Genomic DNA, 23759 nt, shown 5'->3' with positions numbered 1-23759 from the left:
CTTTATAGCCGTGCTTTTTTTATTTTGGTCATATTATTTATTGAAAACTTTATACTTTGGAAGATTATCTTCAAAGCATAAAGAAGGAGTTCCTTCAAAAAGAGGTGAGAAGTATTCATAAGCTTCTTCAGTTAAATTATTTCCTTCTTCATTAATCCATTCTGTTGGGAAATATTTAACGTTATTTGCAACCTTTGAAGCATCAACTTCAAAGAATGATGTTTTATAAGGGGAACTTTGATCTCTTCTTATAGCCACCATAGATCCATTCTTGTTTTCTTTAGCATATTTTAAAGCTTCATAACCTGCAAGGTAAGCTTCTTCTATATCTAATTTTGATGCACAGTGCATAGCACATCTTTGAAGTACACCAAGTTCTAGAGCCTTAACTCTAGTTGTTATACCAGCTGTTAGTATAAGCTTTCTTAAACATTCACTTACACCACCTAATTGGGCATGTCCAAATGTATCCTGTGAGGCACAATCAAATTCAGTTAAGAACTTACCATCCTCAGTTCTTAAACCCTCAGAAGCTACTATGTAAACTTGATTTTGTTCTTTAAATTTTTTTCTAACATCCATTAAGAACTTTTCTTTATCAAAAGCTCGTTCAGGTAAGTATATAAAATCTGCTACTTGTCTGCCATTTATTTTAGCACAGCATGCAGAAGCTGCAAGCCATCCTGTATCTCTACCCATTGTTTCAATTATAAATATTCCATTGTTACTGTAAACTGATGAGTCTAGGTAAGTTTCAAGTACAGCTGTTGAAATAAACTTAGCAGCACTTCCAAAGCCAGGGGTATGATCAGTATACATTAAATCATTATCTATAGTTTTTGGAATACCTATAAATTTTATGTTTAATCCGTTATCTTTTGCATATTTTGATAGTTTTGCTGTTGTATCCATTGAATCATTTCCACCTACATAGAAAAATGCTTCAATATCTAATTCTGATAAAATATTTAATAATTTATCATATTCATCAGTTGACTCATTAATTGATTTTAATTTATATCTACAAGAACCTAATCCTGATGAAGGAGTATATGTGAATGTATTTAATTCTTCCTCAGTTTTAGCGGATAACTCAATTATTTTTTTATTTAAGATACCTTCTATTCCATTTAATCCACCATAGACCTTATCATATAACTTTAATTCCTCGTTTGCTTTAACTAAACCAACGACGCTTGAATTAATTACTGAAGTTGGCCCTCCTGATTGTGCAATAATACAATTTGACATAAATACTCTCCTTTAGAACAACATATATTTAGCATATGTGATATACTATTTAAAAATTAATCTACTCTGTTTAATACTATACATTAAAAAAGTAATAAAATAAAGACTTTTTATGAAAAAAAATTTACATAAATAAAAAAAAGAATAATTTATAAGAGTTACTACTAATAATAATAGTAAAGTAATTTTGAGTGAAAGGTTTAAATTTATGAGCATAATAACAGTAGTATTAATAGGTATAGCATTAGCTATGGATGCTTTGGGAGTTACACTTAGTATAGGAGTGTTACCTAATATAGATAGAAAAATCAAATATACATATATATTCTCATTTGGTTTTTTTCAGTTTCTTTTTATTTTTTTAGGAGGATTCATAGGCAAGATATTTAATAGCTTTATTACAATACCTAATGTAATTGGCGGCATAGTAGTTGGCGTTGTTGGATTTGTAATGATATTAGATGCATTAAAACAAAAGGAAGAGTCTATATTACTTAAAAAAGGAATGAGTATATTTCTTGGAATATCAGTAAGTATTGATGCATTAGTTATAGGATTCACTATGATGAATGATATATCAATACTTGTATTGCTTTTATACTCAATAATGGTTGGGCTTATAACTATTGTGATATGCTATATAGGCTTTGTAGTATGCGATTACATTAAAAGAATAGACTTTGTAGAAAAGTATGCTAATTTCTTTGGTGGAATCATATTAATTATTATGGCGTTAAAGATGATTTTCTTTTAAAAGGATTTAAAATTATAATAATAAGTGTTAGAATTATTTATATAAAGATTCTTTTAGCGTATAGAAGTGGGAGTATGTAATGGATATTGAAAAGATATTAAAAGATAAAAATATGAAAATAACAAAAGCTAGAATGAAAATTCTAATGATATTGATAAATGAAAAAGAAGGTATGACAGCAGAAGAAATATTTGATATTTGTAGAGATGAAAATATAAATATAAATTTAAGCACTGTATATAGAACATTAGATTCTTTCTGCGATAATAATATAATAGATAAATATTTGCTTGAAGATGGTGTATCATCATATAAGATTCATAGTGAGAGTCATAAGCATTTATTAGAATGTGATATATGTCACAAAGAAGTGGAAATGCCATGTCCTATAGGACAAATAGAGGAATTAATTAAAAGGCAAACAGGATTCACTCTAACTGAGCATAATATAGAAATAAAGGGTATATGTGAAACATGTAAAAAAACATCTCAAAAATAATTTTGAGATGTTTTTTATTTAGAAAAGAAGTTTTTAAATATTATAGTAATAATTAATGTAAATACAGAAACAAGTGCTATTGTTCCACCTGGTGCACTATTAACATAGTAAGATAGTGCTAGACCAAACATTATATCTACAAAACCAAAAACTATTGAAAAAATGAGAGTTTTATTGAAATTTTTATTTAGTTGAATAGCAGTTGCAACAGGAACTACTATTATTGATGATATAACAAGTATACCCATTATACGGATAGACATTGAAATAGTTGCACCAATTAAAATTGTAAAAATATAATTTATCAATTTTACTCGTATTCCAGTTGTTTTGGCTCCTTCTTCATCAAATGTAACATATACAAGTTTATTATAAATAAATAATAAAATTAGTAAACAAATAATTCCTGTAATAAGTATTAAAGTTATATCTTGTTTTGTTACTGTAAGTATACTACCAAATAAAAATGAGTTAACATTTGCAGAAGCTTTTCCACTACTTATTAATACTATTGCAATACCTAAGCTTAAAGTAAGTACAATTGACATTACAAGTTCTGCATAGCGTTTATAATAGCCTCTTAAAAACTCAATTATAAGAGCACAAAGTGTAGTGAATAAAAAAGCAGTTATCATAGGATTAACTCCTATAACTAACCCTATTGCAACTCCAGCAAAAGAAGAGTGAGATAGGGTGTCACCGATCATTGAATATCTTCTAAGTACTAAGAAAAGTCCAATAAAAGGGCATAAAATTGATATAATCCCTCCTGCAATAAAGGCATTACGCATAAAGTCTAATTCGAACATAAAGTTTTTACACCTTTCTATATCTATAAATTCAATATTTTTTTATCAAGAGAAGCTCTATAATTTATATACTGAGCTTTAGTATATAATGTAGGAACACCAGCTACAACGTGTAGTATATGGGTTGAATATTTTAAAGCAAGTTCAATATTATGCTCTACAGAAATTATAGTTTTACCATTTTCTTTATTTAATTTATTAAGTAATGCATAAATTGACAACTGATTTTTAAAGTCAACACCAGTTGAAGGTTCATCTAATATTATAAGCTCTGGGTTACCCATAAGAGCCCTTGCAATAAATATTCTTTGCTGTTGCCCTCCTGAGAGACTTCCAATTAACTTGTTAGTAAAGTCTAACATATTTACTCTCTCTAAAGCTTCCTTAATTTCATTTTTATTTTTAACTCCTATTGAGTTACCATGTGTTTTAAGAATTTCATAGACAGAAATGGGAAATTGAGAGTTGAAACTTTCAATTTTTTGTGGAACATAAGCAACTCCCTTGGCATCTACAGTTATACTACCTGATGTAGGTTTTAGTAGACCAAGCATTAATTTTAATAGAGTAGTCTTTGCACACCCATTTTCTCCTATTATAGAAAGGTAAACACCTTTTGGTATGTTTAAATTAACATTTTCTATAAGATAAGGAGGTTTGTTTGTATATGAAAATGTAAGATTATTTATATTAATCAAATTATCATCTCCTAAAAATAATTACCCCTTATTATACACTTTTATGCAAATGATTTGCAAGATTAATTGTATTATTTTAATATATAAGAATTTTCTAGCTTCCAAGAATTATTTTTTTTCCTTAAATGGCACTCAACCTTTCTAGATTGATGAGGTTTTTCTTTAGCTAATCCTGATGCATCAACAACTGCTGTATCTCCATCTGAAAATTTAAGTTCCATAGTCTGAACTCTAAGAAGGGCATTATCTACATTAGTTGTCATAAGATATTCAACAGCGGTAGATATATCTTGACATTTAACATAAGCAAATACTTTCTTTGCTGTAAATGCAGTTAATGTTATTATGAGTGCGATGATTAAGATAGCTAATCTTCTTCTCTTTTTTTGGTTTATTAAAAAACGTTCTCTTCTACTAATTCTTTTATTTCGAGGTCTTCTTCTATTATTGCCCATAATATCACTCCTTAAAATACTTTATAATAAAATATTACCATATTTTTCCATAAAGTAAAGAATATTATATTTAATATTTCATAAAATAGTAGGTATGGTTTATAATAAGAACAAATGAAGAATTTTAAGAGTTAGAAAGGAAGATTAATATGGATTTTTCAAGCTTAGTTTTAATGGAGAAAGATAAAGATACAGGATTTATTTCAAAAGAATTAGGAAGTTTTAGTGTTGATGAAGGTGCTTTATTCGTAAGAAAGTTTTTTGTAGAAGATGGAGTTGTCAATTTATACTTTGATACAAATAGAGATGTTGAGGAATGGGAATATTCAGCAATCTATGATTTATTTAATGAAGAAGGATTTAAAGAAAAAGGATATGAATTAGAGGAAGATTTAGAAGAGTATAATCCTACATTTATTGTAAAATTTGAATATGATGAAGAATATAGCAAAATACAAGAAAAGTTAAATGAGATTATTGGATTAATAAAAACTGAAATGGAAAATGTATTTAAGAGTATAGAAGGAAAAGAAGAAGAATATAAGGAAGAAGTTTAGAACTTTATATAAAAGCATATAATAAAAGAAAACTTATAATAGGTGAGGCAAAGGCTTCACCTATTAATATAATTTAATGAAAAGAAATATTTTTAACTATAAAAAGGAGGAATTTATATGGCTCAAAATGTTTTAAAAAATAGAGATGAAATAAAAGAAGATGATAAGTGGAAAGTTGAAAAAATCTATGCATCAAATGATGAGTGGGAAAAGGATTTTACAAAGCTTAAAGGTGAAGCTCCAAAATTAAGAGAATTTCAAGATAAGCTTAACAAGCCAGAAGTGATTTTAGAATATTTAAAGTTATCAGAAAAAACTTCTCGTTTAGCTGAGAGACTTTATGTATATGCACACCTAAAAAGTGATGAGGATACAGCTAATAATGAAAATCAAGCTAGAATGAGTAAAGTTGATAGCTATATGGCTGAATTATCAAGCTATTCTGCATATTTTGTACCAGAAATACTATCATTAGGAGAAAATTATATAAAGAAAGCAATTGAAGAAGTAGCAGATCTTAAAGAATACGAATTTATATTCGAAAATATACTAAAAGAAAAAGACCATGTATTAAGCAAAGAAATGGAAGAACTAATGGCACAAGTTTCAGACTGTTTAGATGCTCCATCTTCAATACAAAGCATGCTTAGTAATGCTGATATGACTTTCTCTAAAATTAAAGATGAAAATGGAGAGTTAGTTGAATTAACAGAGGGGAATTATTCTTCATTTATAAAATCAAAAAATAGAACTGTAAGAGAAGAAGCTTTTAAGGCTTTATTTTCTGAATATAGTAAACTTAAAAATACATTTGCAACAACTTTAAGTTCATCAATTAAGAATTTCTCTTTTGATGCAAGAGTAAGAAAGTATAATTCTTGTCTAGAAGCATCTCTTAAACCTAATAATATTCCGGTAGAAGTTTATAAGGAAGCTTTAAATACTATAGATAGAAATTTAAGTTCTCTTCATAGATATATTTCACTTAAAAAGAAGATGCTAGGACTTGAAGAAATGCATATGTATGATCTTTATGTTCCAGTTATAGAAATAGAAAAGGATCACATAGAATTTGATGAAGGTGTAAAGATTGCAATAGATGGACTTAATCCTTTAGGAGAAGAATATCTTAATATATTTAAAGAAGGAATAAATTCAGGCTGGATAGATAAATATCAAAATAAAGGCAAAAGAGGGGGAGCATACTCTTGGGGATCTTACGATACAATGCCTTATGTTTTATTAAATTATAATTATGAGCTTAATGATGTATCTACACTAGTTCATGAAATGGGTCATTCAATTCATTCATATTATTCAAGAAAGAATCAACCATACTTCTATGCAGGATACACATTATTCTGTGCAGAGGTTGCATCAACAACTAATGAAGCATTACTTATACATTATTTAATTGATAAAGAAACAGATAAAAAGAGAAAATTATACTTAATAAATCAAGAACTTGAACAAATTAGAACAACTGTATTTAGACAATTAATGTTTGCAGAATTCGAGCTTTATACTCATGAAAGTATAGAAAGTGGAAATCCACTTACAGCTTCAGAATATTCAAGTAAATGGCATGAGTTAAATATTAAGTATTTTGGTGATGATATGATTGTAGATGAAGATATTGATATAGAGTGGGCAAGAATACCTCACTTCTATTCAGATTTTTATGTATATCAATATGCAACAGGATATGCTGCTGCATCAGCCTTTGCAAACTCTATATTAAATAAAGAAGAAAATGCTGTAGAGAAATACAAATCATTCTTAAAGAGTGGTGGAAGTGACTATCCTATAAATATATTAAAAAATGCAGGTGTTGATATGACTACATCAAAACCTTTAGAAGCTACAATTAAAAGATTTAATGAACTTTTAGATATGTTAGAAGAAAATCTATAGATTAAATATAAATCAATCTAATTTCCTAAAGCGTATAAAATTTAGGAGTATTAGATTGATTTTTTTAATATTTCTTATTAATTCTATAAATAGAATAGTATTTTCTTTGAAAAGTTTAAATGTATATTTTATAATGTATTTAAAGATTAAAAATAGTGGAGGAAATATGAGAGACTTTAATCAAAGAGTTTATGAGTTTCTTTCAAGTACTCAAGGCTTTTATATGCAACAATATTATAGTAATTTTCATAAAGAGGATAGATGGATTGCTATTAAAGATTTAGATGAAGGCATATATGCTGTAATAATATCAAAGGATTCAAATGAAGATATTGATTATGATGAAGCCTTTAGGTATTTAAGTAGTTTAGGAAAGAGATTTTTATTAAATAGTATTGTACTTGTACAAGGTGATTATATAATAGGGGATAACCCATACAAGAGTAGGCTAGTATATAATATAAATAATATGGAGGTTATACACTGTGATGAAGTGTGTAGACCTTTAAAAGAATGTTTAGAAATTATAAAAAAAGAAAAAGTATCTGTAAATAATAAAAAAAGAATATTAGGTGTTTTTAGAGAAAGCCCTGTAACTAGTATACTTATTTTAATAAATGTTATTGTTTTTATAATAACAGCTATAGTATCTAAAAGTATAGTAGATATAAATACAAGGGTTTTAATTGAGTTTGGAGCAAAAGTAAATTATTTAATAAATCAAGGAGAAGTTTGGAGATTAATAACATGTGCCTTCCTTCATGGGGGAATTATGCATATATCATTTAATATGTATTCATTATTCATTGTAGGTACAGTTGTAGAGAAAATATATGGATGGAAGAAATATTTATCTATATATTTATTTTCAAGTATAACTTCAAGTTTATTAGGATATATTTTAGGTCCCAATATGATATCTGTTGGAGCTTCAGGAGCTATATTTGGTATATTAGGAGCCTTTTTATGGTTTGCATTAAGAGAAAAGAAACATCTTCAAAGAGGTGTTTTAGGTAATATAATAGCAGTTATTATATTAAATTTATATATAGGATTTACTTCATCAAGTATAGATAATTTAGGACATATAGGAGGCTTTATAGGAGGGTTTATACTTTCTATACCATTTTATCGTAGTAAAAAACATAATATTAATTAGGAGGCATTTATGAAAAAATTAACTTATGATAGCGTTATAACATATTTATTTTTAATATTATTAGCTATTACAACAGTATGGGATGTAATTTATAGAGGTGGAGAAAAGTTACCTAGGATAGTATTAATTCTAGTTACTGTAGGACTACTTAAATTATTTTGCAGATATACATTTTTTAGAAAATCTAAAATGACATATGTAGCAGTCCTTATATTTATATTCTTTTCAATGTATTTAGCAAATGTATTAAACTTTTATGCAATAGAAGGATATGATAAAATGCTTCATCTTGCATCAGGTTTATTAATAGGAGTTATTGGTTTTGCAATATACACATATTTATTTAATCCTAAAAAGAATAAAGACATAAAACCTTTTGCTATGGTCTTATTTACTATAATGTTTGCAGTAGCTTGTGCTGGTGTATGGGAAATATGGGAGTTTACAACAGATAGCTTGTTTGGATTAACAGCCCAAAATGGACTAGAGGATACAATGTACGATATTATATGTGGAACAGTTGGAGGTATAATCGTAACTATACCAATATATTTATATTCAAAAGGTGGCAAGAATAAGCTATTAGACAAAATGATAAAAGAGATAACTGATTAGTTAGTATAAGGAGAATAGATAAAAATCTATTCTCTTTTTAATTATAGAAATAATACATAGAAAGATAATTATAAAGCCTCTTTTTAAAGGCTAATTTATATAAATATTCTTTAGCTTTTTGAAACTTTTTATCATTAAACAGTTTATTAAAATGATTTATTTCACTTTTAGTTAAATTATCTTCAAGCTCTAAATAGACTTCTTTAACAGTGCTTATAGCATATTCAAAGGCAGGTTCTGAATAAATAAATCTATCTATAAATTTATAAAACTCTATTATTCCTTCAGTATTTAATATATATTTAGATTTCTCAAAGACATCCTTTCCTTTTTCTTTAAGATAATATTTATAAGATTCTAGTTCTTTAATCTTAGATTCTTCAGATAAAGTACCATTTAATTGGCTCAATAAATTTATAATTTTAATTGCGGAAAAATCTTTATCTTTAACTTCTGTCATTATATCAATATCTAATCCATTTAAAGAATCTATATAATTTAAGAATCCGTTAGAAGATATAGTACTAGAATGAGAGCCTTTCTTTTTAATTTTATTTTGTTCACTGTAATGAACTTTAATTGTGCCATCTTCTTTATGCCAAGTTTCATTAATGCTATTTAATATTGAATAATTATTACCTTCATGACTTTCATAGCAGGCGTAGTGTAAATTATCATATATTATTGGAATAGAGCATTTTTCACTTATATATAACAAATCTTTTATGCTATAATTTTTTTCATCATTCTCAATTACTAGTCTTTTCTTTATATTTCTAGAAAGTAAATTATAATTATTAATAAAATTATCTATTGCTAATTTTTTATTGTTATATACTCCACCAACATGAAGTATAATCTTACAATCAGAGTCCAAGTTTAAGCTATCTAAAAATTTACAGTGATATTCTAAATCTCTAATTGATTTGGAAACTGTATCCTTATTATGACTATTTAAAACAGTATATTGTCCAGGATGCATTGATACTCTAAGAGAATTCTTTTTTATTAAATCGCCTATTTCTTTGAGATCTTTCTTAAAATAATTTTTCCAATCAAAAGTATTTATTTCGTGACTTGCAAAGGGAATTATATCAGAACTAATTCTGAATAAGTATATTTCATTAGAAATATTATAATTTAAAATATCTATTAGATTATTTAAATTATTAGATATGCAATTTCTTAAAATATCTTCTGAATAGTTTTTTAGAATAAATGATTTTGTTGTTTTATTTGGAATTCTAAGCGGGGTACAGGCATAACCAATTTTCATTTTTATAACTCCTAAATATTTAATAGTTTTAATAATAGTTTTAATAATAGTTTTAATAATAGTTTTAATAATAGTTTTAATAATAGTTTTAATAAAATAGGTTTAAAGAATACATAATAAATATGAATAAAGAAAACTTTTTCATTTTTACTTAAATTTACATATTAACAAAATATTATTTTAAATTTTAAAAAAATGAGAAAATTCTAAAAAAATAATGTATTTTATAGTAAAATATATTAAAAAGTTGTATTATATAAATAAATTACTAAATGAGAAGGGGCGTTAAATTTATGAATGGAAAACAATATGTTGAAAATGTATTAGAACAAGTAAAGTTAAGAAATAGTGGTGAAAATGAATTTTTAGATGCAGTAACAGAAGTTATGAATTCATTAGTTCCTGTTTTTGATAAGAATCCGAAATTTATAGAAAACGGTATATTAGAGAGAATAGTAGAACCAGAAAGACAAATATTCTTTAGAGTACCTTGGGTGGATGATAGTGGAAAGGTTCAAGTAAATAGAGGTTTTAGAGTTCAATTTAATAGTGCAATAGGGCCATATAAAGGCGGTCTTAGATTCCATCCATCAGTAAACCAAAGTATTATTAAGTTCTTAGGATTTGAACAAATATTTAAAAACTCACTTACAGGATTACCAATAGGTGGAGGTAAGGGGGGATCAGATTTTGATCCTAAAGGAAAATCAGATAATGAAGTTATGAGATTTTGTCAAAGCTTTATGGCAGAACTTTGCAGACATATTGGAAGCGATATAGACGTACCAGCTGGAGATATAGGCGTTGGTGGTAGAGAAATAGGTTATATGTATGGATATTACAAAAAAATAAGAAATACAAGTGAACAAGGAGTGTTAACTGGTAAAGGATTAACTTACGGTGGTAGCCTTGGAAGAAAAGAAGCTACTGGATATGGATTAGTTTACTTTACAGAAGAGATGCTTAAGGATAATGGAACTAGCTTTAATGGAAAAACTGTTGTTATATCAGGTTCAGGAAATGTTGCTATATATGCAGCTGAAAAAGCAACTGAGCTTGGAGCTAAAGTTATAGCACTTAGTGATTCAAATGGTTATATATATGATGAAAATGGAATTAACTTAGATGTGATTAAGGAAATAAAAGAAGTAAAAAGAGGAAGAATTAAAGAATATTTAGATTTTGTTAAAACTGCTAAATATGAAGAAGGATTCAGAAATATATGGAAAATTAAATGTGATATAGCATTACCTTGTGCAACTCAAGGTGAGATAAATAAAGAATCAGCAGAAATACTTGTTGAAAATGGAGTAATTGCAGTATCTGAAGGTGCAAATATGCCATCAACACTTGAGGCGATAGAAGTGTTACAAAGTAATAAAGTTATGTTTGGACCTGCAAAGGCTGCCAATGCTGGTGGAGTTGCTTGTTCAGCACTTGAAATGTCACAAAATAGTATTAGACTATCATGGAGTGAAGAAGAAGTTCTAGATAAACTTAAAGATATAATGGTAGAAATATATAAAAATTCAAGTGAAGCTGCTAAGGAATACGGAGAAGAAGGAAATATATTAATGGGTGCAAATATTGCAGGTTTCTTAAAAGTTGCAGATGCAATGATGGCTCAAGGTATAGTTTAGTTAATAAATGGAGAAAGTAGACTTTAGAAGGGTCTACTTTTTTTATATTTATTTTAAAAAAATTATGTTTGAAATATGGGTAAAACTAAGGGTTCTAGCAATTCTTAAATATTTTTAATTTTTATATACTTGATTTTTACACTATGTTGAATTATATTTAAAAGGACGTACTTTTAGAGAAAATAGAAAATGAATGGGGAAGAATTTCCATTTGTCATTAGGAGTGAATTTAATGGGAAACTTAATTTATGCTGTAACAGCAGCGTTTCAATTTTTCGTATTCTTTATAACTATGTATTATTTAATACTAGCTTTCTTCGGATTATTTAGAAGAAAAGAGAAGAAAAATTACACACCAACTAAAAAGTTTGCAATGATAGTAGCGGCTCATAATGAGGAAGTAGTTATAGGTAAGCTTATTGAGAGCATGCAAAAACTTAATTATCCAAAGGAATTATACGATGTTTTCGTAATAGCAGATAACTGTACGGATAAGACTGCGGAAATATCAAGAAATTGTGGAGTTAATGTATTCGAACGTTTTAACAAAGATAAGAGAGGTAAAGGTTACGCTCTTGAGTGGATGTTTGATAAACTTTTTAAAATGAATGAGAAATATGATGCTATTTGTATATTTGATGCAGATAATCTAGTACATGAAGATTTCTTAAAAGAAATAAACTCAAAGATGCTAGAAGGATATAAAGTTGTACAAGGATATATTGATAGTAAAAATCCAAATGATTCTTGGATTGCAACAGCGTATTCAATAGCCTTTTGGTCACAAAATAGAATGTTCCAATTAGCAAGAAATAATGTTGGATTCTCAAACCAATTAGGTGGAACTGGATTTGCAATTGACACAGGAATGTTACAAGAATTAGGATGGGGCGCAACATGCCTTACAGAAGATTTAGAATTTACTTGTAAACTTGTATCTAACGGAGAAAAAGTTGGTTGGGCACATGATGCAAGAATATTCGATGAAAAACCATTAACATTAAAACAATCTTGGTCACAAAGAAAGAGATGGATGCAAGGATTTACAGATGTTGCATCAAGATATTTCTTTAAACTTATAAAAGCTTCAATAAAACAAAGAAAGTGGTATATGTTCGATTGTGCATTATACGTAATGCAACCATTTGTTACATTGTTACTTGGTTTGTCAGCAGTACTTACTTTAGTGCAAGGAAATGTTGGAGCACCAGATGTTTTTGTTATAAGTAGTGTATTTAGTGATGTAGGTTGGAAGATATTTATAATATGTCAATTCTTAATTACACCATTAGTACTAAAACTTGAAAAGAAAGTTTCAACTGGATTCTTTGCTATAATATTTATATATTCAATGAATGTATTTATATTACCAATATTATCAACTAAAATAGATAGTATGTATGCATTTACGATAGTATCAGCTGCGTATAATTTAGTAATGTTAGTAATTACATTTATATGCTTAGGAAAAAGTGGTTTACTATTATTTATCAGATTCTTATTATATGGATTATATACTTTAACTTGGATTCCAATTACAGTTCAAGGTATTCTAAATAAGAATAATAAAGAATGGAGTCACACTAAGCACGTAAGAAATGTTGAAATATGTGATTTGTAGAATAAAGGTTTAAGACTTTAATTAGTCTTAAACCTTTTTTGCATTTAAAAAGTAATAAATGAGGATAATAAGTAATATAAATTATTTTGCAATAACTAATGTATAGTATAAGAAAATTTATCTATAAATTGATAATATATTATTTAAAGGTGTATACTTAAATTAATAAAGATTAGGAGGAGAGGTTTATGAAAAATTTTGATTACTCAATTAAAACAGAAATCTATTTTGGAAAAGGCAAGATAAAAAGTCTTGGAAGGATATTACAAAGATATGGTGAAAAGGTTTTATTAGTATATGGTGGAGGAAGTATTAAGAAAGTTGGATTATATGAAAAAGTTAAATCAATATTAGAAGAAAATAATATTGAATGTATAGAGCTAGGAGGAGTAGATCCTAACCCAAGAATAGAATCAGTAAGGGAAGGGGTTAAGCTTGTACATGAAAATTCTATTGATATGATTTTACCTGTAGGCGGAGGTAGTACTATAGATTGTGCAAAAGCTATATCAGGAGCTAGCTTTTATGAGGGTGACCCATGGGAGATAGTAAAGAATCCTTCAAAGATAGAAAAGGCTTTACCTATAATTAGTATATTAACTCTTTCAGCTACAGGATCAGAAATGGATCCATTTGCTGTTATTTCAAATATGGATACAAATGAGAAATTAGGACTTGGTAATGAGATATTAAGACCAGTAGCTTCAATATTAGATCCTGAATATACTTATTCAGTACCTAAAAATCAAACAGCAGCAGGAACAGCTGATATAATGAGCCATGTATTTGAGGTATACTTTAGTAAAACTAAAGATGCATACTTACAAGACAGAATGGCAGAAGGTGTATTAAAAACATGTATTAAGTATGGAGAGATAGCCTATAATGAACCAGAAAATTATGAGGCAAGAGCTAATTTAATGTGGGCATCTAGTTTAGCTATAAATGGATTACTTTCTTGTGGAAAAGAAGGGACAGCTTGGTCAGTTCATCCAATAGAGCATGAATTGAGTGCATTTTATGATATAACTCATGGAGTTGGACTTGCCATATTAACACCTAATTGGATGGAATTTGTTTTAAATGAAGATACATTAGAAAAATTCTATGAATTTGGAGTTAATGTTTGGGATATAGATAAGTCACTAGATAAAAAAGAAGTTGCAAATTTAGCTATAGAAAAAACAAGAAACTATTTTAAGAAACTTGGAATTCCAGAAAGACTTAGAGAGATAGGTATTGGAGATGAAAAGTTTGAAATTATGGCCGAAAAAGCAGTGAAGGTTGGAGGCTTAAAATATGGATATATAGCTTTAAATAAGGAAGATGTAATAAGTATATTTAAAGCATCATTATAATTAATAAATTAGGACTTAAGAATTTATATAAATTTTTAAGTCCTAATTTTAATATTAAAAATAATTATATAGGGGACTATATTATTATGTTAATAAAATATTCAAAGATAATCTATTGAATATTTTATTAAAAAGTATAAAATATAATTATCAAAAGAGAAAAGTTAGTAAAGGAAAACTATTATCGATAGAAGTTTTGAATGCTAATTGAAGGAGTGAATAAAATGAGTATAACAGTAAATGGAGAAAAAGTAACAATTAGAGGAGCAGAAGTAAGAGTTGGTCAAGAAGCATCTGATTTTGTTTTATCAGATAATGATTTAAAACCAGTTACATTAAAAGATACAAAGGGAAAGAGAGTATTTTTAACAGTTCCATCATTAGACACACCAGTATGTGATATGGAAGTTAAAAGATTCAATGAAGAAGCTACAAAGTTTAAAGATACTACTATATATGTAGTATCAGTTGATTTACCATTTGCACAAGCAAGATGGTGTGGAGCAGCAGATGTAGAAAATGTAATAACTCTTTCAGATTATAAAGATAGAGTATTTGGAGAAAATTACGGAGTATATATAGAAGAAGTTGGATTCTTAGCTAGAGCAGTATTCGTTGTAGATGAAAATAATAAAGTTATATACGTAGAATATTGTAAAGATGTAAGTGATCATCCAAACTATGATAAAGTATTAGAAGTCTTAGCTAAATAGTATTATTTAAAAAAGATAAAAACATAGAAAAAAATCGTACAAACATATGTACGATTTTTTTCTTTTTTTATTTTGTAAAAGTATGATAGAATAGAATGGTTAATAAATTGTATAGGGGTCCTTAGTATGTTTAATATAATAGATTATAAAGATATAGTAGATGATAAAGAATGTATTTTAATTGATGTTAGAAGTCCAAAAGAATATAAAGAAGCTACAATAAAAGGTGCAATTAATATACCTGTACTCTTGGATGATGAAAGAGATATAGTAGGAACACTTTATGTTAGAGAAAGTGTAGAGGCTGCTAGGACTAAAGGGATTGAATTTATATCGGAGAGACTTCCACAGATTTTTAATGATATACAAAACATGTATAATAATGGTGAGAAAAAAATAGTACTCTTCTGTTCAAGAGGCGGTATGCGAAGTGGTAGTATATATTCTCTTTTATATTCTTTAGGAATAAAAGTATATAAATTAAGAGGTGGATATAAAGGATATAGAAAGTATATAAATGATAATTTTGAGAGGGTAAATAAAGAAGTTAAATATATAGTCTTACATGGAAAGACTGGTGTGGGAAAGACTGAATATTTAAAGACTTTAAAAGAAAAAGGTTTTGATATACTAGATTTAGAGGGTGCTGCAAATCATAGAGGTTCTTTTTTAGGTAGTATATCTCTTGGAAAATCTAATACTCAAAAAATGTTTGAGACTGAAATTTTTGAAGCACTTAAAAATAGAAAAAGCAATTTAGTTTTTGTTGAAGGTGAAAGCAAAAGAATCGGTAACATAATAATTCCTGAATCTATATGGAGTTCAATGGAGAAAGGAACTAAGGTTTATATTGAAGATTCTATTGAAAATAGAAGTGAAATATTAATAAAAGAATACATAAAGGGCAATGATAGTGTTAAAGAACTTATAGGTTGTTTAGATAACTTAAAAAAATACTTAAATGATAAAAGGGTGGAAGAGTATAAAAAGCTTCTTAAACAAGGTGATTATAAAACTGTATGTGAAGAACTTATGCTAAAGTATTATGATCCTTTATATTCTAATAGTTTTAAGATAAAAGATTTTTATGAGACAATAGTAAATAAAGATAGAAATGAAACAATAAATAGATTAATAGATATTTATAATAAAAATACTTAAGGTGGAGGAGAAAATGGTAAAAGAAAGTAATGTATCATATGATGTTACGGATTTAACATCCTTAGAAAAATTAGAACCGGTGAGGATTAGACCAGGTATGTACATTGGTTCTACTGGAAGCAAGGGACTACACCATTGTGTTTGGGAAATACTTGATAATTCAATAGATGAGATTTCAAATGGATATGGTAGTAAAGCTACTGTTATTTTAAATAAAGATAAAAGTGTAACTATAATTGATGATGGAAGAGGTATACCAACAGGTATTCATCCTATTAAGAAAAAAAGTGGGGTGGAAATGGTATATACAGAACTTCATACTGGTGGTAAGTTTGATAATAAAAACTATAAAACATCAGGTGGATTACATGGTGTTGGAGCAGCAGTAGTAAATGCTCTTTCAAAATGGGTAGAGGTTGAAGTTCATCAAAATGGAAATAAGTATAGACAAAGGTTTGAATATGCTTATGATAAAGAACTTAAAAAAGATATGCCAGGAACACCTGTAACACAACTAGAGATAGTTGGAAAATCGAAGGATACTGGAACCAAGGTAACATTTTTACCTGATAAAGAGATTTTTTCAACTACTGATTTTAAATTTGATATTATAGATGAAAGACTTCAAGAATTAGCATTCCAAAATAAAGGAATGAAACTTGAATTTATTGATGATAGAAAAGATGAAGAAATTAAAAAAGAGTATTATTCAGAAAGAGGACTTTTAGATTTTATAGAATATTTAAATGAAAGTAAGACGCCACTTCACAAAGATCCTATTTTATTTGAAGGAGATAAAGAAATAGGAGGGATAGCTATGTCAGGAGAAGTGTGTATTCAATTTACAGACTCAACTACTGATAATATAGCAAGTTATGTAAATAACATTCCTACAACTGAAGCTGGAACTCATGAAACAGGATTTAAAACTGGGATGACAAGAGCTTTTAAAGAGTGGGCTAGAAAGCTTGGGCTTGTAAAAGAAAAGGATAAGGAATTTGAAGGAGACGATTTAAGAGAAGGTATGACTGCAATCGTAAGAATTAAAATTTCAAATCCAGTCTTTGAGGGACAAACAAAGACTAAGCTTGGTAATAACGAAGCGTACACTATGATGAATGAACTGGCATACACTAAACTTGGTGAATGGATAGAAGATAATAAAGAATTAGCAAGTAGGCTTATAAATAATGCTCTTTCAGCCGCACAAAGAAGAGAGAAGATTAAAAAAATAAATGAGGCTGAAAAGAAGAAAATTGGTAAAGGAACTGCACCACTTGCTGGTAAAGTTGCAGTTTGCACTGGAAGAGACAAACAATATAATGAATTTATTGTTGTCGAAGGGGATTCAGCTGGAGGTTCAGTTAAGCAGGCTAGAGATAGAAGGTTCCAAAGTATAATGCCTTCAAAGGGTAAGATAATGAATACTGAAAAACAAAAGCTTGAAAATGTACTAGCTTCAGAAGAACTAAAAATATTTAATACAGCAATAGGTACAGGAACTTTAGATAACTATAGTGAAGATAATTTAAAGTATAATAAAATAATAATAATGAGTGATGCTGATGTTGATGGATATCATATTAGAACACTATGGATGACTTATATTTATAGATATATGAGACCACTTATAGCAAATGGGCATTTATATCTTGCACAACCTCCTCTTTATAAAGTGTATAAAAAGGTTAAAGGAAAAGAAGTAAGTGAATATGCCTATACTGATGATGAGCTTGAAGAAGTTAAGAAGAAAATTGGAAAAGGTGCATTAATTCAAAGATATAAAGGTCTTGGAGAAATGAATCCAGATCAACTTTGGGATACTACCCTTAATCCAGAAAGTAGAACCTTGATTCAAGTTACAATAGATGATGCTGCAAAAGCTGAAAAGATGGTATCACTTCTAATGGGAGATATAGTAGAACCAAGAAGAAAATATATGTATAAATACGGAGAATTTTAAATAGATAGAAATGGAGTAATGATATGGCTAAGAAAGTTAGTAATATACCAGTGGATAGAAACATAATAAGAGTTCCACTTGAGGAAGCAATGCCAGATAACTACCTTCCTTATGCAATAGAGGTAGCAAAAGATAGAGCACTTCCAGATGTTAGAGATGGACTTAAACCAGTTCATAGAAGAATACTTTACGGGGCATACCTTTTAAAGGCTTTCCCAGATAGACCTTATTATAAGTCAGCTAGAATAGTTGGGGATATACTTGGTAAATTCCATCCACATGGAGATTCATCAGTATATGACGCTATGGTTATTCTAGCTCAAAACTTTTCAACTAGAGAACCGCTTATAGATGGACATGGAAACTGGGGATCAATGGATGGGGATGGTGCAGCTGCTATGAGATATACAGAAGCTAGACTTGCACCAATTGCTATGGAGATGATAAGAGATATTGATAAAGATACTGTTGATATGGTGCCTAACTATTCAGATAGTGAAATGGAGCCTACGGTGCTTCCAAGTAGATATCCAAATCTTTTAGTAAATGGAACATTTGGTATAGCGGTTGGACTTGCAACTAATATACCTCCTCATAATTTAGGAGAAGTAACAGATGGGGTTTTAGCATACATTGATAATCCGGAAATAACTACAGAGGGTTTGATGGAGTATATAAAAGGGCCAGATCTTCCAACAGGTGGAGTTTTAATTGGGAAAAATTCATTAAAATCTGCATATGAAACTGGAGAAGGAAAGGTTACATGTAGAGCTAAAACTTGTATAGAAACATTAGAAAATGGAAGACTAGGCATTGTAATTACAGAATTTCCGTATAGAAGAAATAAATCGAAGATTCTTCAAACAATATCAGAAATGACAGCAGATAAGAAACATGCTAAAGTTTTAGAAGGTATAACTGATATAAGAGATGAGTCAGATAGAAATGGTGTAAGAGCTGTTATTGAGTTTAAAAAAGCTTTAAGTGAAAGTGATGTAGATAAAGTATTAAAGTATTTATTTAAAAAGACAGATCTACAGTGTAACATAAGTTTTAATATGGTTGCTCTTGCAGACGGAAAGCCATTAACAATGGGATTAAAGACTATAATACATCATTATGTAAACCACCAAAAAGATATAGTTACAAGAAGAACAAAAAGAGAACTTGAAATTGCGGAAAAGAGATTCCATATTGTAGAAGGCTTTATAAAAGCAATAGATATTATGGATGAAGTGATTAAGACTATTAGAGCTTCAAAATCCAAGAAAGATGCATCGGAGAACTTGATTAATAACTTTGGATTTACAGAAATCCAAGCAGGAGCAATTTTGGAGCTTATGCTTTATAGGTTAACAGGACTTGAAATTAAAGTATTCCAAAAAGAATATGACGAACTTAAGAAAGAAATAAAAAAGCTTAAGAAAATTTTATCAGAAGAGAAGGAACTTTTAAAAGTAATAAAAAAAGAATTAGAAGAAGTAACTGAGAAATTTAAGAATCCTAGAAGAACTAACATAATAGAAGATGATAGTGAAGCTAAGATTGATGTAGAAGAGCTTATTGTAATAGAAGATGTTATGGTTACATTATCTAATGATGGATTTATAAAAAGAATACCAACTAAAAATTATGTTAGATCAAACCAAGATGTTGAGGCTATAGAATATAGAGAAGGTGATGAGCTTAAATTCTTATTTGAGTCAAACACTAGAGATAATGTTTTAATATTCACTGATAAAGGGAACATGTACCAATTAAAAGGAATAAACATTCCAGAAGGTAAATGGAAAGATAAAGGTGAAAGAATAGATACACTAATAAAAACATTAAACTTAGATGAAGAGAAGATAGTTGAAGTTATATCACAGACGACATTACATCCTAATAAATATCTTCAATTTATTACAAATAAGGGAATTATAAAGAGAAGTTCTTTAGATAAATTTAAAACATCATATAGTAGACTTCAGGCAATAAAGCTAAAAGAAAATGAAGAAGTAATAAATATAATATTATTAAATGAAGATGAAAAGAAAGATTTCTTAAAAGTTAAGACTAAATTAGGATTAGAATTTAATCTAGAGTTACCAGAAATCCAAGATACTCCAAGAAATATAATGGGAACATCTCTATTTAATATCACTTCAAGAGATACGGTGATATCTTGTGAATATATAGATTCATTAGAATATAAGGAATTTGCTATAGGGGTAACAAATAAAAATACATTAAAAGCATTTTCAAGAGTTAGTAAAAATGATAATTTAAAAACTTATACTGATAATGCGAGTGATATGTTGTTATTTACTAACAAAGGTAATGTAATTAAGGTTAAATCATTCTTATTAGAATGTGCAGTAAATAATGAAATTAAAATAAGTGATATTATCGATGGATTAATGAAAGATGAAAAAATCATTAAAATAGTATCTTTAAAAACATATTCTGAAAATTTAGCTGTGTATTCAATGACTAAAAGTGGGTTAATTAAGAAAACTATTTTAAGCGAATTTAGCAATGAATTTACTTTAACTCAATATTATAAGTTGAAATTTGAAGATGATATAGTTGTCTCAATAGAGATAAATAATGCAAGTAATGGAGAAATAGTTATAGTAACTAAAAAAGGAATGGGTATACGTTTCTTAAGCACAAACTTAAATACTATGGGAAAAGTAGCATCAGGTGTTACAGGAATAAGCTTAAAAGAAAATGATGAAGTTATCTATGGAAAGTATATATCAAGAAATGATAATGATGAAATAGCAATAACTTCAGAACAAGATAGAGTATTTACATTAACATCATCAAAGAAAAATGTTCAAGAAGTTAAAGTTACGGATATAAAGCTTCAAAATAGAGCTGGAAGAGGAACTGATATAATGATGATTACTTTAGATGATGAAGTAGATTCAGTTCAATATAATTAAAAAGGAGTGAGATTTTATGAAAAAAGTAGCTGTTTTATTAGCAGATGGATTTGAAGAAATTGAAGCACTAACTGTTGTTGATGTTTTAAGAAGAGCAGATATACATTGTGATATGGTTTCAATTAATAATATAGAAGTTATAGGAGCCCATAATATAAAAGTTTGTGCAGATATTCTAATAGATGACATAGAGGAAGTTGATATGGTAGTACTTCCAGGAGGAATGCCAGGGGCTACAAACTTAAGAGATGATAAGAGAGTTATAAAGTTAATACAAGATTGTATTAAAAATAATAAAAAGGTTGCAGCTATATGCGCAGCACCAATTGTATTATCTAAAGCAGGAATAATAAATGGAGAAGATGTAACATCTTATCCAGGCTTTGAAGATGATATAATGGGAGCTAATTATAAAGAAGATTTAGTTGTAGTAAGTAACAATATAATAACAAGTAGAGGTCCAGCAACTGCTTTAGAATTTTCATATACATTACTTAAAGAATTAAACTCGCCTAAAGAAGAAGAAATTAGACGTGGGATGTTATATGAAATGTTAATAAAGTAATTAGAAGGGTGAAATAAATGAAAGAGAAGTGGCTTGTAAGAAATAAGAGAGAAGAGTTCCAAAGCTTATCTAAGGATATGAGTGAAAATAGTCTTATATTAAGGTTATTAGCAAACAGAGGAATCTCTCGAAAAGAGTCTGCTTCTCTTTTTCTAAATGGTACAGTAGAGGATATGTATGATAGCTTTTTACTAAAGGACTTAGATAAAGGAGTCGCTATTATAAAAGATGCCATTGAAAAGGGGAAGAAGATAGTAATATATGGGGACTATGACTGTGATGGAGTTTGTAGTACTGCAATTTTATATAAAGGTCTTAAAAGACTAAATGCCAATTTCGAATATCATATTCCAAATAGAGAGAGTGAAGGATATGGTATGAATGCGGAAAGAATAAAGATATTAAAAGATGAAGGTGCTGAAGTTTTATTAACTTGTGATAATGGTATATCAGCTTTTAATGAAGTTGAATATGCTAAGGAGATAGGGCTTTCAGTAGTTATAACTGATCACCATGATATTCCTTTCGTTGAAGAAGATGGCGTTAAAATAAAAATGATGCCTAAGGGAGATGCAGTTATTAATCCTAAAAGGGAAGATTGTAATTATCCTTTTAAAAATCTTTGTGGTGCAGGAGTAGCATTTAAGTTTATTCAAGGCTTATATAGAGAATTAAATGTTGATCTTGAAGAAAGTTTTGAACTATTAGAGTATGCAGCTATTGCAACAGTTTGTGATGTTGTAGATCTTTTAGATGAAAATAGAATAATAGTAAAAAAAGGTTTAGAACTTATAAATAATACAAATAAAAAAGGTCTTAAAGAATTAATAAAGGTAAAAAAGTTAAATGATAAGGAAATATCAGAATATCATTTTGGTTTTGTTATAGGACCGTGTATTAATGCTACTGGAAGACTAGAAATTGCAGATATATCTGTAGAGCTTTTAATTACGGAAGATGATGAGAAAGCTAAAGAACTTGCAATTAAGTTAAATGATCTTAATGAAAAAAGACAAGAATTAACTATGGAAAGTACTGAAAAGGTAATAGAGAAGGTAGAAAATACTCTAAGAGATGATGAGAAAGTTATTCTTGTTTATGAGGATAGTATTCATGAAAGTATAGCAGGGATAGTTGCAGGAAGAATAAGAGAAAAGTATAATTTACCTGCAATTGTTATGACTAAAGGAAGCGAGATGCCAAAGGGATCAGGAAGATCTATAGAAGAGTATAATATGTTCGAGGAGCTATCTAAATGTAAGGAATTTATATATAAGTTTGGTGGACATCCAATGGCTGCAGGATTATCAGTAGAAGAAGAAAAAATACCTATGTTAAGAAAAGCGTTAAATGAAAAGTGTACACTAACTGAAGAAGATATAATAAGAAAAGTTATTATAGATGCACCACTGCCACTTGAGTATATTGATTTTGATTTAGTAGATAAATTAAATGGAATGCGCCCTTTTGGGAAAGGGAATGGAAGTCCGATGCTTGCAGTTAAAGATGTTTTAGTAAATAGAGTTATCTTCATGGGAAAAGAAAAGAATTTTTTACGATTTAAAATTAAAATGAATAATGGTAAGACAATTGATGGCGTTAATTTCAATAAATATGATTATTTTAAAGAGTTATTTGAAGAAAAATATGGGGAAGATGAATTTTTAAGATTACAAGATACAGGTTACTGTAATTTTAAAATGGATATATTATATTATCCAGAGATAAATGAATTCAATGGAAAACAAAACATACAATTATCACTAAAAAGTTTTAGATTATAAGTATAAAATATATTGTACTTTTAAATAAATTATA

The 23759-nt window shown here is 28.2% G+C and carries 20 protein-coding genes; 15 read left to right on the top strand and 5 right to left on the bottom strand.

Annotated features, from left to right (window positions below; translation table 11 throughout):
* Positions 1 to 33: 33 nt before the first annotated feature.
* The gene (locus ACQPUW_RS08830) at positions 34 to 1251 is read right to left on the bottom strand and encodes a 6-phosphofructokinase (protein ID WP_430837072.1); all 1218 of its coding nucleotides are present in this window, start codon (positions 1249 to 1251) and stop codon (positions 34 to 36) included.
* 208 nt (positions 1252 to 1459) lie between these two features.
* Between ACQPUW_RS08830 and ACQPUW_RS08825 the strand changes: the two genes are divergently transcribed.
* Both ACQPUW_RS08825 and ACQPUW_RS08820 read left to right on the top strand, forming a co-directional pair.
* Complete coding sequence (locus ACQPUW_RS08825; RefSeq protein ID WP_430837071.1) at positions 1460 to 2005, top strand: manganese efflux pump MntP family protein; 546 nt, start codon at positions 1460 to 1462, stop codon at positions 2003 to 2005.
* Between the two features lie 79 nt (positions 2006 to 2084).
* Positions 2085 to 2504, top strand: a complete 420-nt coding sequence (locus ACQPUW_RS08820; RefSeq protein ID WP_430837070.1) for a Fur family transcriptional regulator — start codon at positions 2085 to 2087, stop codon at positions 2502 to 2504.
* 14 nt (positions 2505 to 2518) lie between these two features.
* On the opposite strand, the gene ACQPUW_RS08815 is transcribed toward ACQPUW_RS08820, so the two are convergent.
* From ACQPUW_RS08815 to ACQPUW_RS08805, 3 genes are all read right to left on the bottom strand, one after another.
* Positions 2519 to 3313, bottom strand: a complete 795-nt coding sequence (locus tag ACQPUW_RS08815; RefSeq protein ID WP_430837069.1) for a metal ABC transporter permease — start codon at positions 3311 to 3313, stop codon at positions 2519 to 2521.
* Between the two features lie 23 nt (positions 3314 to 3336).
* On the bottom strand, positions 3337 to 4011 hold the full coding sequence (locus ACQPUW_RS08810) for a metal ABC transporter ATP-binding protein (protein WP_430837068.1): 675 nt from the start codon (positions 4009 to 4011) through the stop codon (positions 3337 to 3339).
* Between the two features lie 71 nt (positions 4012 to 4082).
* Positions 4083 to 4466: a hypothetical protein gene (locus tag ACQPUW_RS08805; protein WP_430837067.1), complete on the bottom strand. Its 384-nt coding sequence runs from the start codon at positions 4464 to 4466 to the stop codon at positions 4083 to 4085.
* Between the two features lie 149 nt (positions 4467 to 4615).
* On the opposite strand from ACQPUW_RS08805, the gene ACQPUW_RS08800 reads away from it, so the two are divergent.
* The 4 genes from ACQPUW_RS08800 to ACQPUW_RS08785 all read left to right on the top strand — a co-directional run bounded on the left by ACQPUW_RS08800 (position 4616) and on the right by ACQPUW_RS08785 (position 8711).
* A complete protein-coding gene (locus tag ACQPUW_RS08800) occupies positions 4616 to 5023 on the top strand; it encodes a DUF6762 family protein (protein ID WP_430837066.1) in 408 nt (135 codons plus the stop codon).
* A 117-nt stretch (positions 5024 to 5140) separates the two neighbouring features.
* Entirely contained in the window at positions 5141 to 6937 is a 1797-nt protein-coding gene (gene pepF, locus ACQPUW_RS08795) for an oligoendopeptidase F (RefSeq protein WP_430837065.1), read from the top strand.
* A 166-nt stretch (positions 6938 to 7103) separates the two neighbouring features.
* Positions 7104 to 8096: a rhomboid family intramembrane serine protease gene (locus ACQPUW_RS08790; RefSeq protein WP_430837064.1), complete on the top strand. Its 993-nt coding sequence runs from the start codon at positions 7104 to 7106 to the stop codon at positions 8094 to 8096.
* A gap of 9 nt (positions 8097 to 8105) precedes the next feature.
* Positions 8106 to 8711: a hypothetical protein gene (locus tag ACQPUW_RS08785; protein ID WP_430837063.1), complete on the top strand. Its 606-nt coding sequence runs from the start codon at positions 8106 to 8108 to the stop codon at positions 8709 to 8711.
* Between the two features lie 37 nt (positions 8712 to 8748).
* Here ACQPUW_RS08785 and uvsE read toward each other — a convergent pair whose 3' ends face one another.
* The gene (gene uvsE, locus ACQPUW_RS08780) at positions 8749 to 9987 is read right to left on the bottom strand and encodes a UV DNA damage repair endonuclease UvsE (RefSeq protein ID WP_430837062.1); all 1239 of its coding nucleotides are present in this window, start codon (positions 9985 to 9987) and stop codon (positions 8749 to 8751) included.
* Between the two features lie 293 nt (positions 9988 to 10280).
* Here uvsE and gdhA point away from each other — a divergent pair, with 293 nt between their 5' ends.
* The 9 genes from gdhA (at position 10281) to recJ (ending at position 23725) form a co-directional block, all read left to right on the top strand.
* Positions 10281 to 11627, top strand: coding sequence for an NADP-specific glutamate dehydrogenase (gdhA, locus tag ACQPUW_RS08775; protein ID WP_430837061.1), 1347 nt, complete (start codon positions 10281 to 10283; stop codon positions 11625 to 11627).
* A 232-nt stretch (positions 11628 to 11859) separates the two neighbouring features.
* Positions 11860 to 13248: a glycosyltransferase family 2 protein gene (locus ACQPUW_RS08770; RefSeq protein WP_430837060.1), complete on the top strand. Its 1389-nt coding sequence runs from the start codon at positions 11860 to 11862 to the stop codon at positions 13246 to 13248.
* A gap of 188 nt (positions 13249 to 13436) precedes the next feature.
* Positions 13437 to 14606: an iron-containing alcohol dehydrogenase gene (locus ACQPUW_RS08765; RefSeq protein ID WP_430837059.1), complete on the top strand. Its 1170-nt coding sequence runs from the start codon at positions 13437 to 13439 to the stop codon at positions 14604 to 14606.
* Between the two features lie 224 nt (positions 14607 to 14830).
* Positions 14831 to 15319 (top strand): thiol peroxidase, encoded by a 489-nt coding sequence (gene tpx, locus ACQPUW_RS08760; protein ID WP_430837058.1) that lies wholly within the window; start codon positions 14831 to 14833, stop codon positions 15317 to 15319.
* A gap of 126 nt (positions 15320 to 15445) precedes the next feature.
* On the top strand, positions 15446 to 16480 hold the full coding sequence (gene mnmH, locus ACQPUW_RS08755) for a tRNA 2-selenouridine(34) synthase MnmH (protein WP_430837057.1): 1035 nt from the start codon (positions 15446 to 15448) through the stop codon (positions 16478 to 16480).
* 13 nt (positions 16481 to 16493) lie between these two features.
* Positions 16494 to 18443, top strand: coding sequence for a DNA gyrase/topoisomerase IV subunit B (locus ACQPUW_RS08750; protein ID WP_430837056.1), 1950 nt, complete (start codon positions 16494 to 16496; stop codon positions 18441 to 18443).
* A 23-nt stretch (positions 18444 to 18466) separates the two neighbouring features.
* Positions 18467 to 21376, top strand: a complete 2910-nt coding sequence (locus tag ACQPUW_RS08745) for a DNA topoisomerase IV subunit A (RefSeq protein WP_430837055.1) — start codon at positions 18467 to 18469, stop codon at positions 21374 to 21376.
* A gap of 16 nt (positions 21377 to 21392) precedes the next feature.
* Positions 21393 to 21941: a DJ-1 family glyoxalase III gene (locus tag ACQPUW_RS08740; RefSeq protein ID WP_430837054.1), complete on the top strand. Its 549-nt coding sequence runs from the start codon at positions 21393 to 21395 to the stop codon at positions 21939 to 21941.
* Positions 21942 to 21958: 17 nt separating this feature from the next.
* A complete protein-coding gene (gene recJ, locus ACQPUW_RS08735; RefSeq protein ID WP_430837053.1) occupies positions 21959 to 23725 on the top strand; it encodes a single-stranded-DNA-specific exonuclease RecJ in 1767 nt (588 codons plus the stop codon).
* The last annotated feature ends 34 nt before the right edge of the window (positions 23726 to 23759 follow it).

It is taken from the genome of Clostridium sardiniense (genome assembly GCF_050584765.1).
Taxonomy (GTDB): Bacteria; Bacillota; Clostridia; order Clostridiales; family Clostridiaceae; genus Clostridium; species Clostridium sardiniense_A.
This window is presented reverse-complemented; position numbering and strand designations above follow the sequence as displayed.

What these genes read in the sequence shown, in the direction of transcription:
- pepF (WP_430837065.1), top strand. Translation starts at nt 5,141, where the DNA reads ATGGCTCAAAATGTTTTAAAAAATAGAGATGAAATAAAAGAAGATGAT.
- mnmH (WP_430837057.1), top strand. Translation starts at nt 15,446, where the DNA reads ATGTTTAATATAATAGATTATAAAGATATAGTAGATGATAAAGAATGT.
- ACQPUW_RS08790 (WP_430837064.1), top strand. Translation starts at nt 7,104, where the DNA reads ATGAGAGACTTTAATCAAAGAGTTTATGAGTTTCTTTCAAGTACTCAA.
- ACQPUW_RS08750 (WP_430837056.1), top strand. Translation starts at nt 16,494, where the DNA reads ATGGTAAAAGAAAGTAATGTATCATATGATGTTACGGATTTAACATCC.
- ACQPUW_RS08745 (WP_430837055.1), top strand. Translation starts at nt 18,467, where the DNA reads ATGGCTAAGAAAGTTAGTAATATACCAGTGGATAGAAACATAATAAGA.
- uvsE (WP_430837062.1), bottom strand. Translation starts at nt 9,987, where the DNA reads ATGAAAATTGGTTATGCCTGTACCCCGCTTAGAATTCCAAATAAAACA.
- ACQPUW_RS08820 (WP_430837070.1), top strand. Translation starts at nt 2,085, where the DNA reads ATGGATATTGAAAAGATATTAAAAGATAAAAATATGAAAATAACAAAA.
- ACQPUW_RS08830 (WP_430837072.1), bottom strand. Translation starts at nt 1,251, where the DNA reads ATGTCAAATTGTATTATTGCACAATCAGGAGGGCCAACTTCAGTAATT.
- ACQPUW_RS08815 (WP_430837069.1), bottom strand. Translation starts at nt 3,313, where the DNA reads ATGTTCGAATTAGACTTTATGCGTAATGCCTTTATTGCAGGAGGGATT.
- ACQPUW_RS08740 (WP_430837054.1), top strand. Translation starts at nt 21,393, where the DNA reads ATGAAAAAAGTAGCTGTTTTATTAGCAGATGGATTTGAAGAAATTGAA.
- ACQPUW_RS08825 (WP_430837071.1), top strand. Translation starts at nt 1,460, where the DNA reads ATGAGCATAATAACAGTAGTATTAATAGGTATAGCATTAGCTATGGAT.
- ACQPUW_RS08785 (WP_430837063.1), top strand. Translation starts at nt 8,106, where the DNA reads ATGAAAAAATTAACTTATGATAGCGTTATAACATATTTATTTTTAATA.
- ACQPUW_RS08800 (WP_430837066.1), top strand. Translation starts at nt 4,616, where the DNA reads ATGGATTTTTCAAGCTTAGTTTTAATGGAGAAAGATAAAGATACAGGA.
- ACQPUW_RS08770 (WP_430837060.1), top strand. Translation starts at nt 11,860, where the DNA reads ATGGGAAACTTAATTTATGCTGTAACAGCAGCGTTTCAATTTTTCGTA.
- tpx (WP_430837058.1), top strand. Translation starts at nt 14,831, where the DNA reads ATGAGTATAACAGTAAATGGAGAAAAAGTAACAATTAGAGGAGCAGAA.
- ACQPUW_RS08765 (WP_430837059.1), top strand. Translation starts at nt 13,437, where the DNA reads ATGAAAAATTTTGATTACTCAATTAAAACAGAAATCTATTTTGGAAAA.
- recJ (WP_430837053.1), top strand. Translation starts at nt 21,959, where the DNA reads ATGAAAGAGAAGTGGCTTGTAAGAAATAAGAGAGAAGAGTTCCAAAGC.
- ACQPUW_RS08805 (WP_430837067.1), bottom strand. Translation starts at nt 4,466, where the DNA reads ATGGGCAATAATAGAAGAAGACCTCGAAATAAAAGAATTAGTAGAAGA.
- gdhA (WP_430837061.1), top strand. Translation starts at nt 10,281, where the DNA reads ATGAATGGAAAACAATATGTTGAAAATGTATTAGAACAAGTAAAGTTA.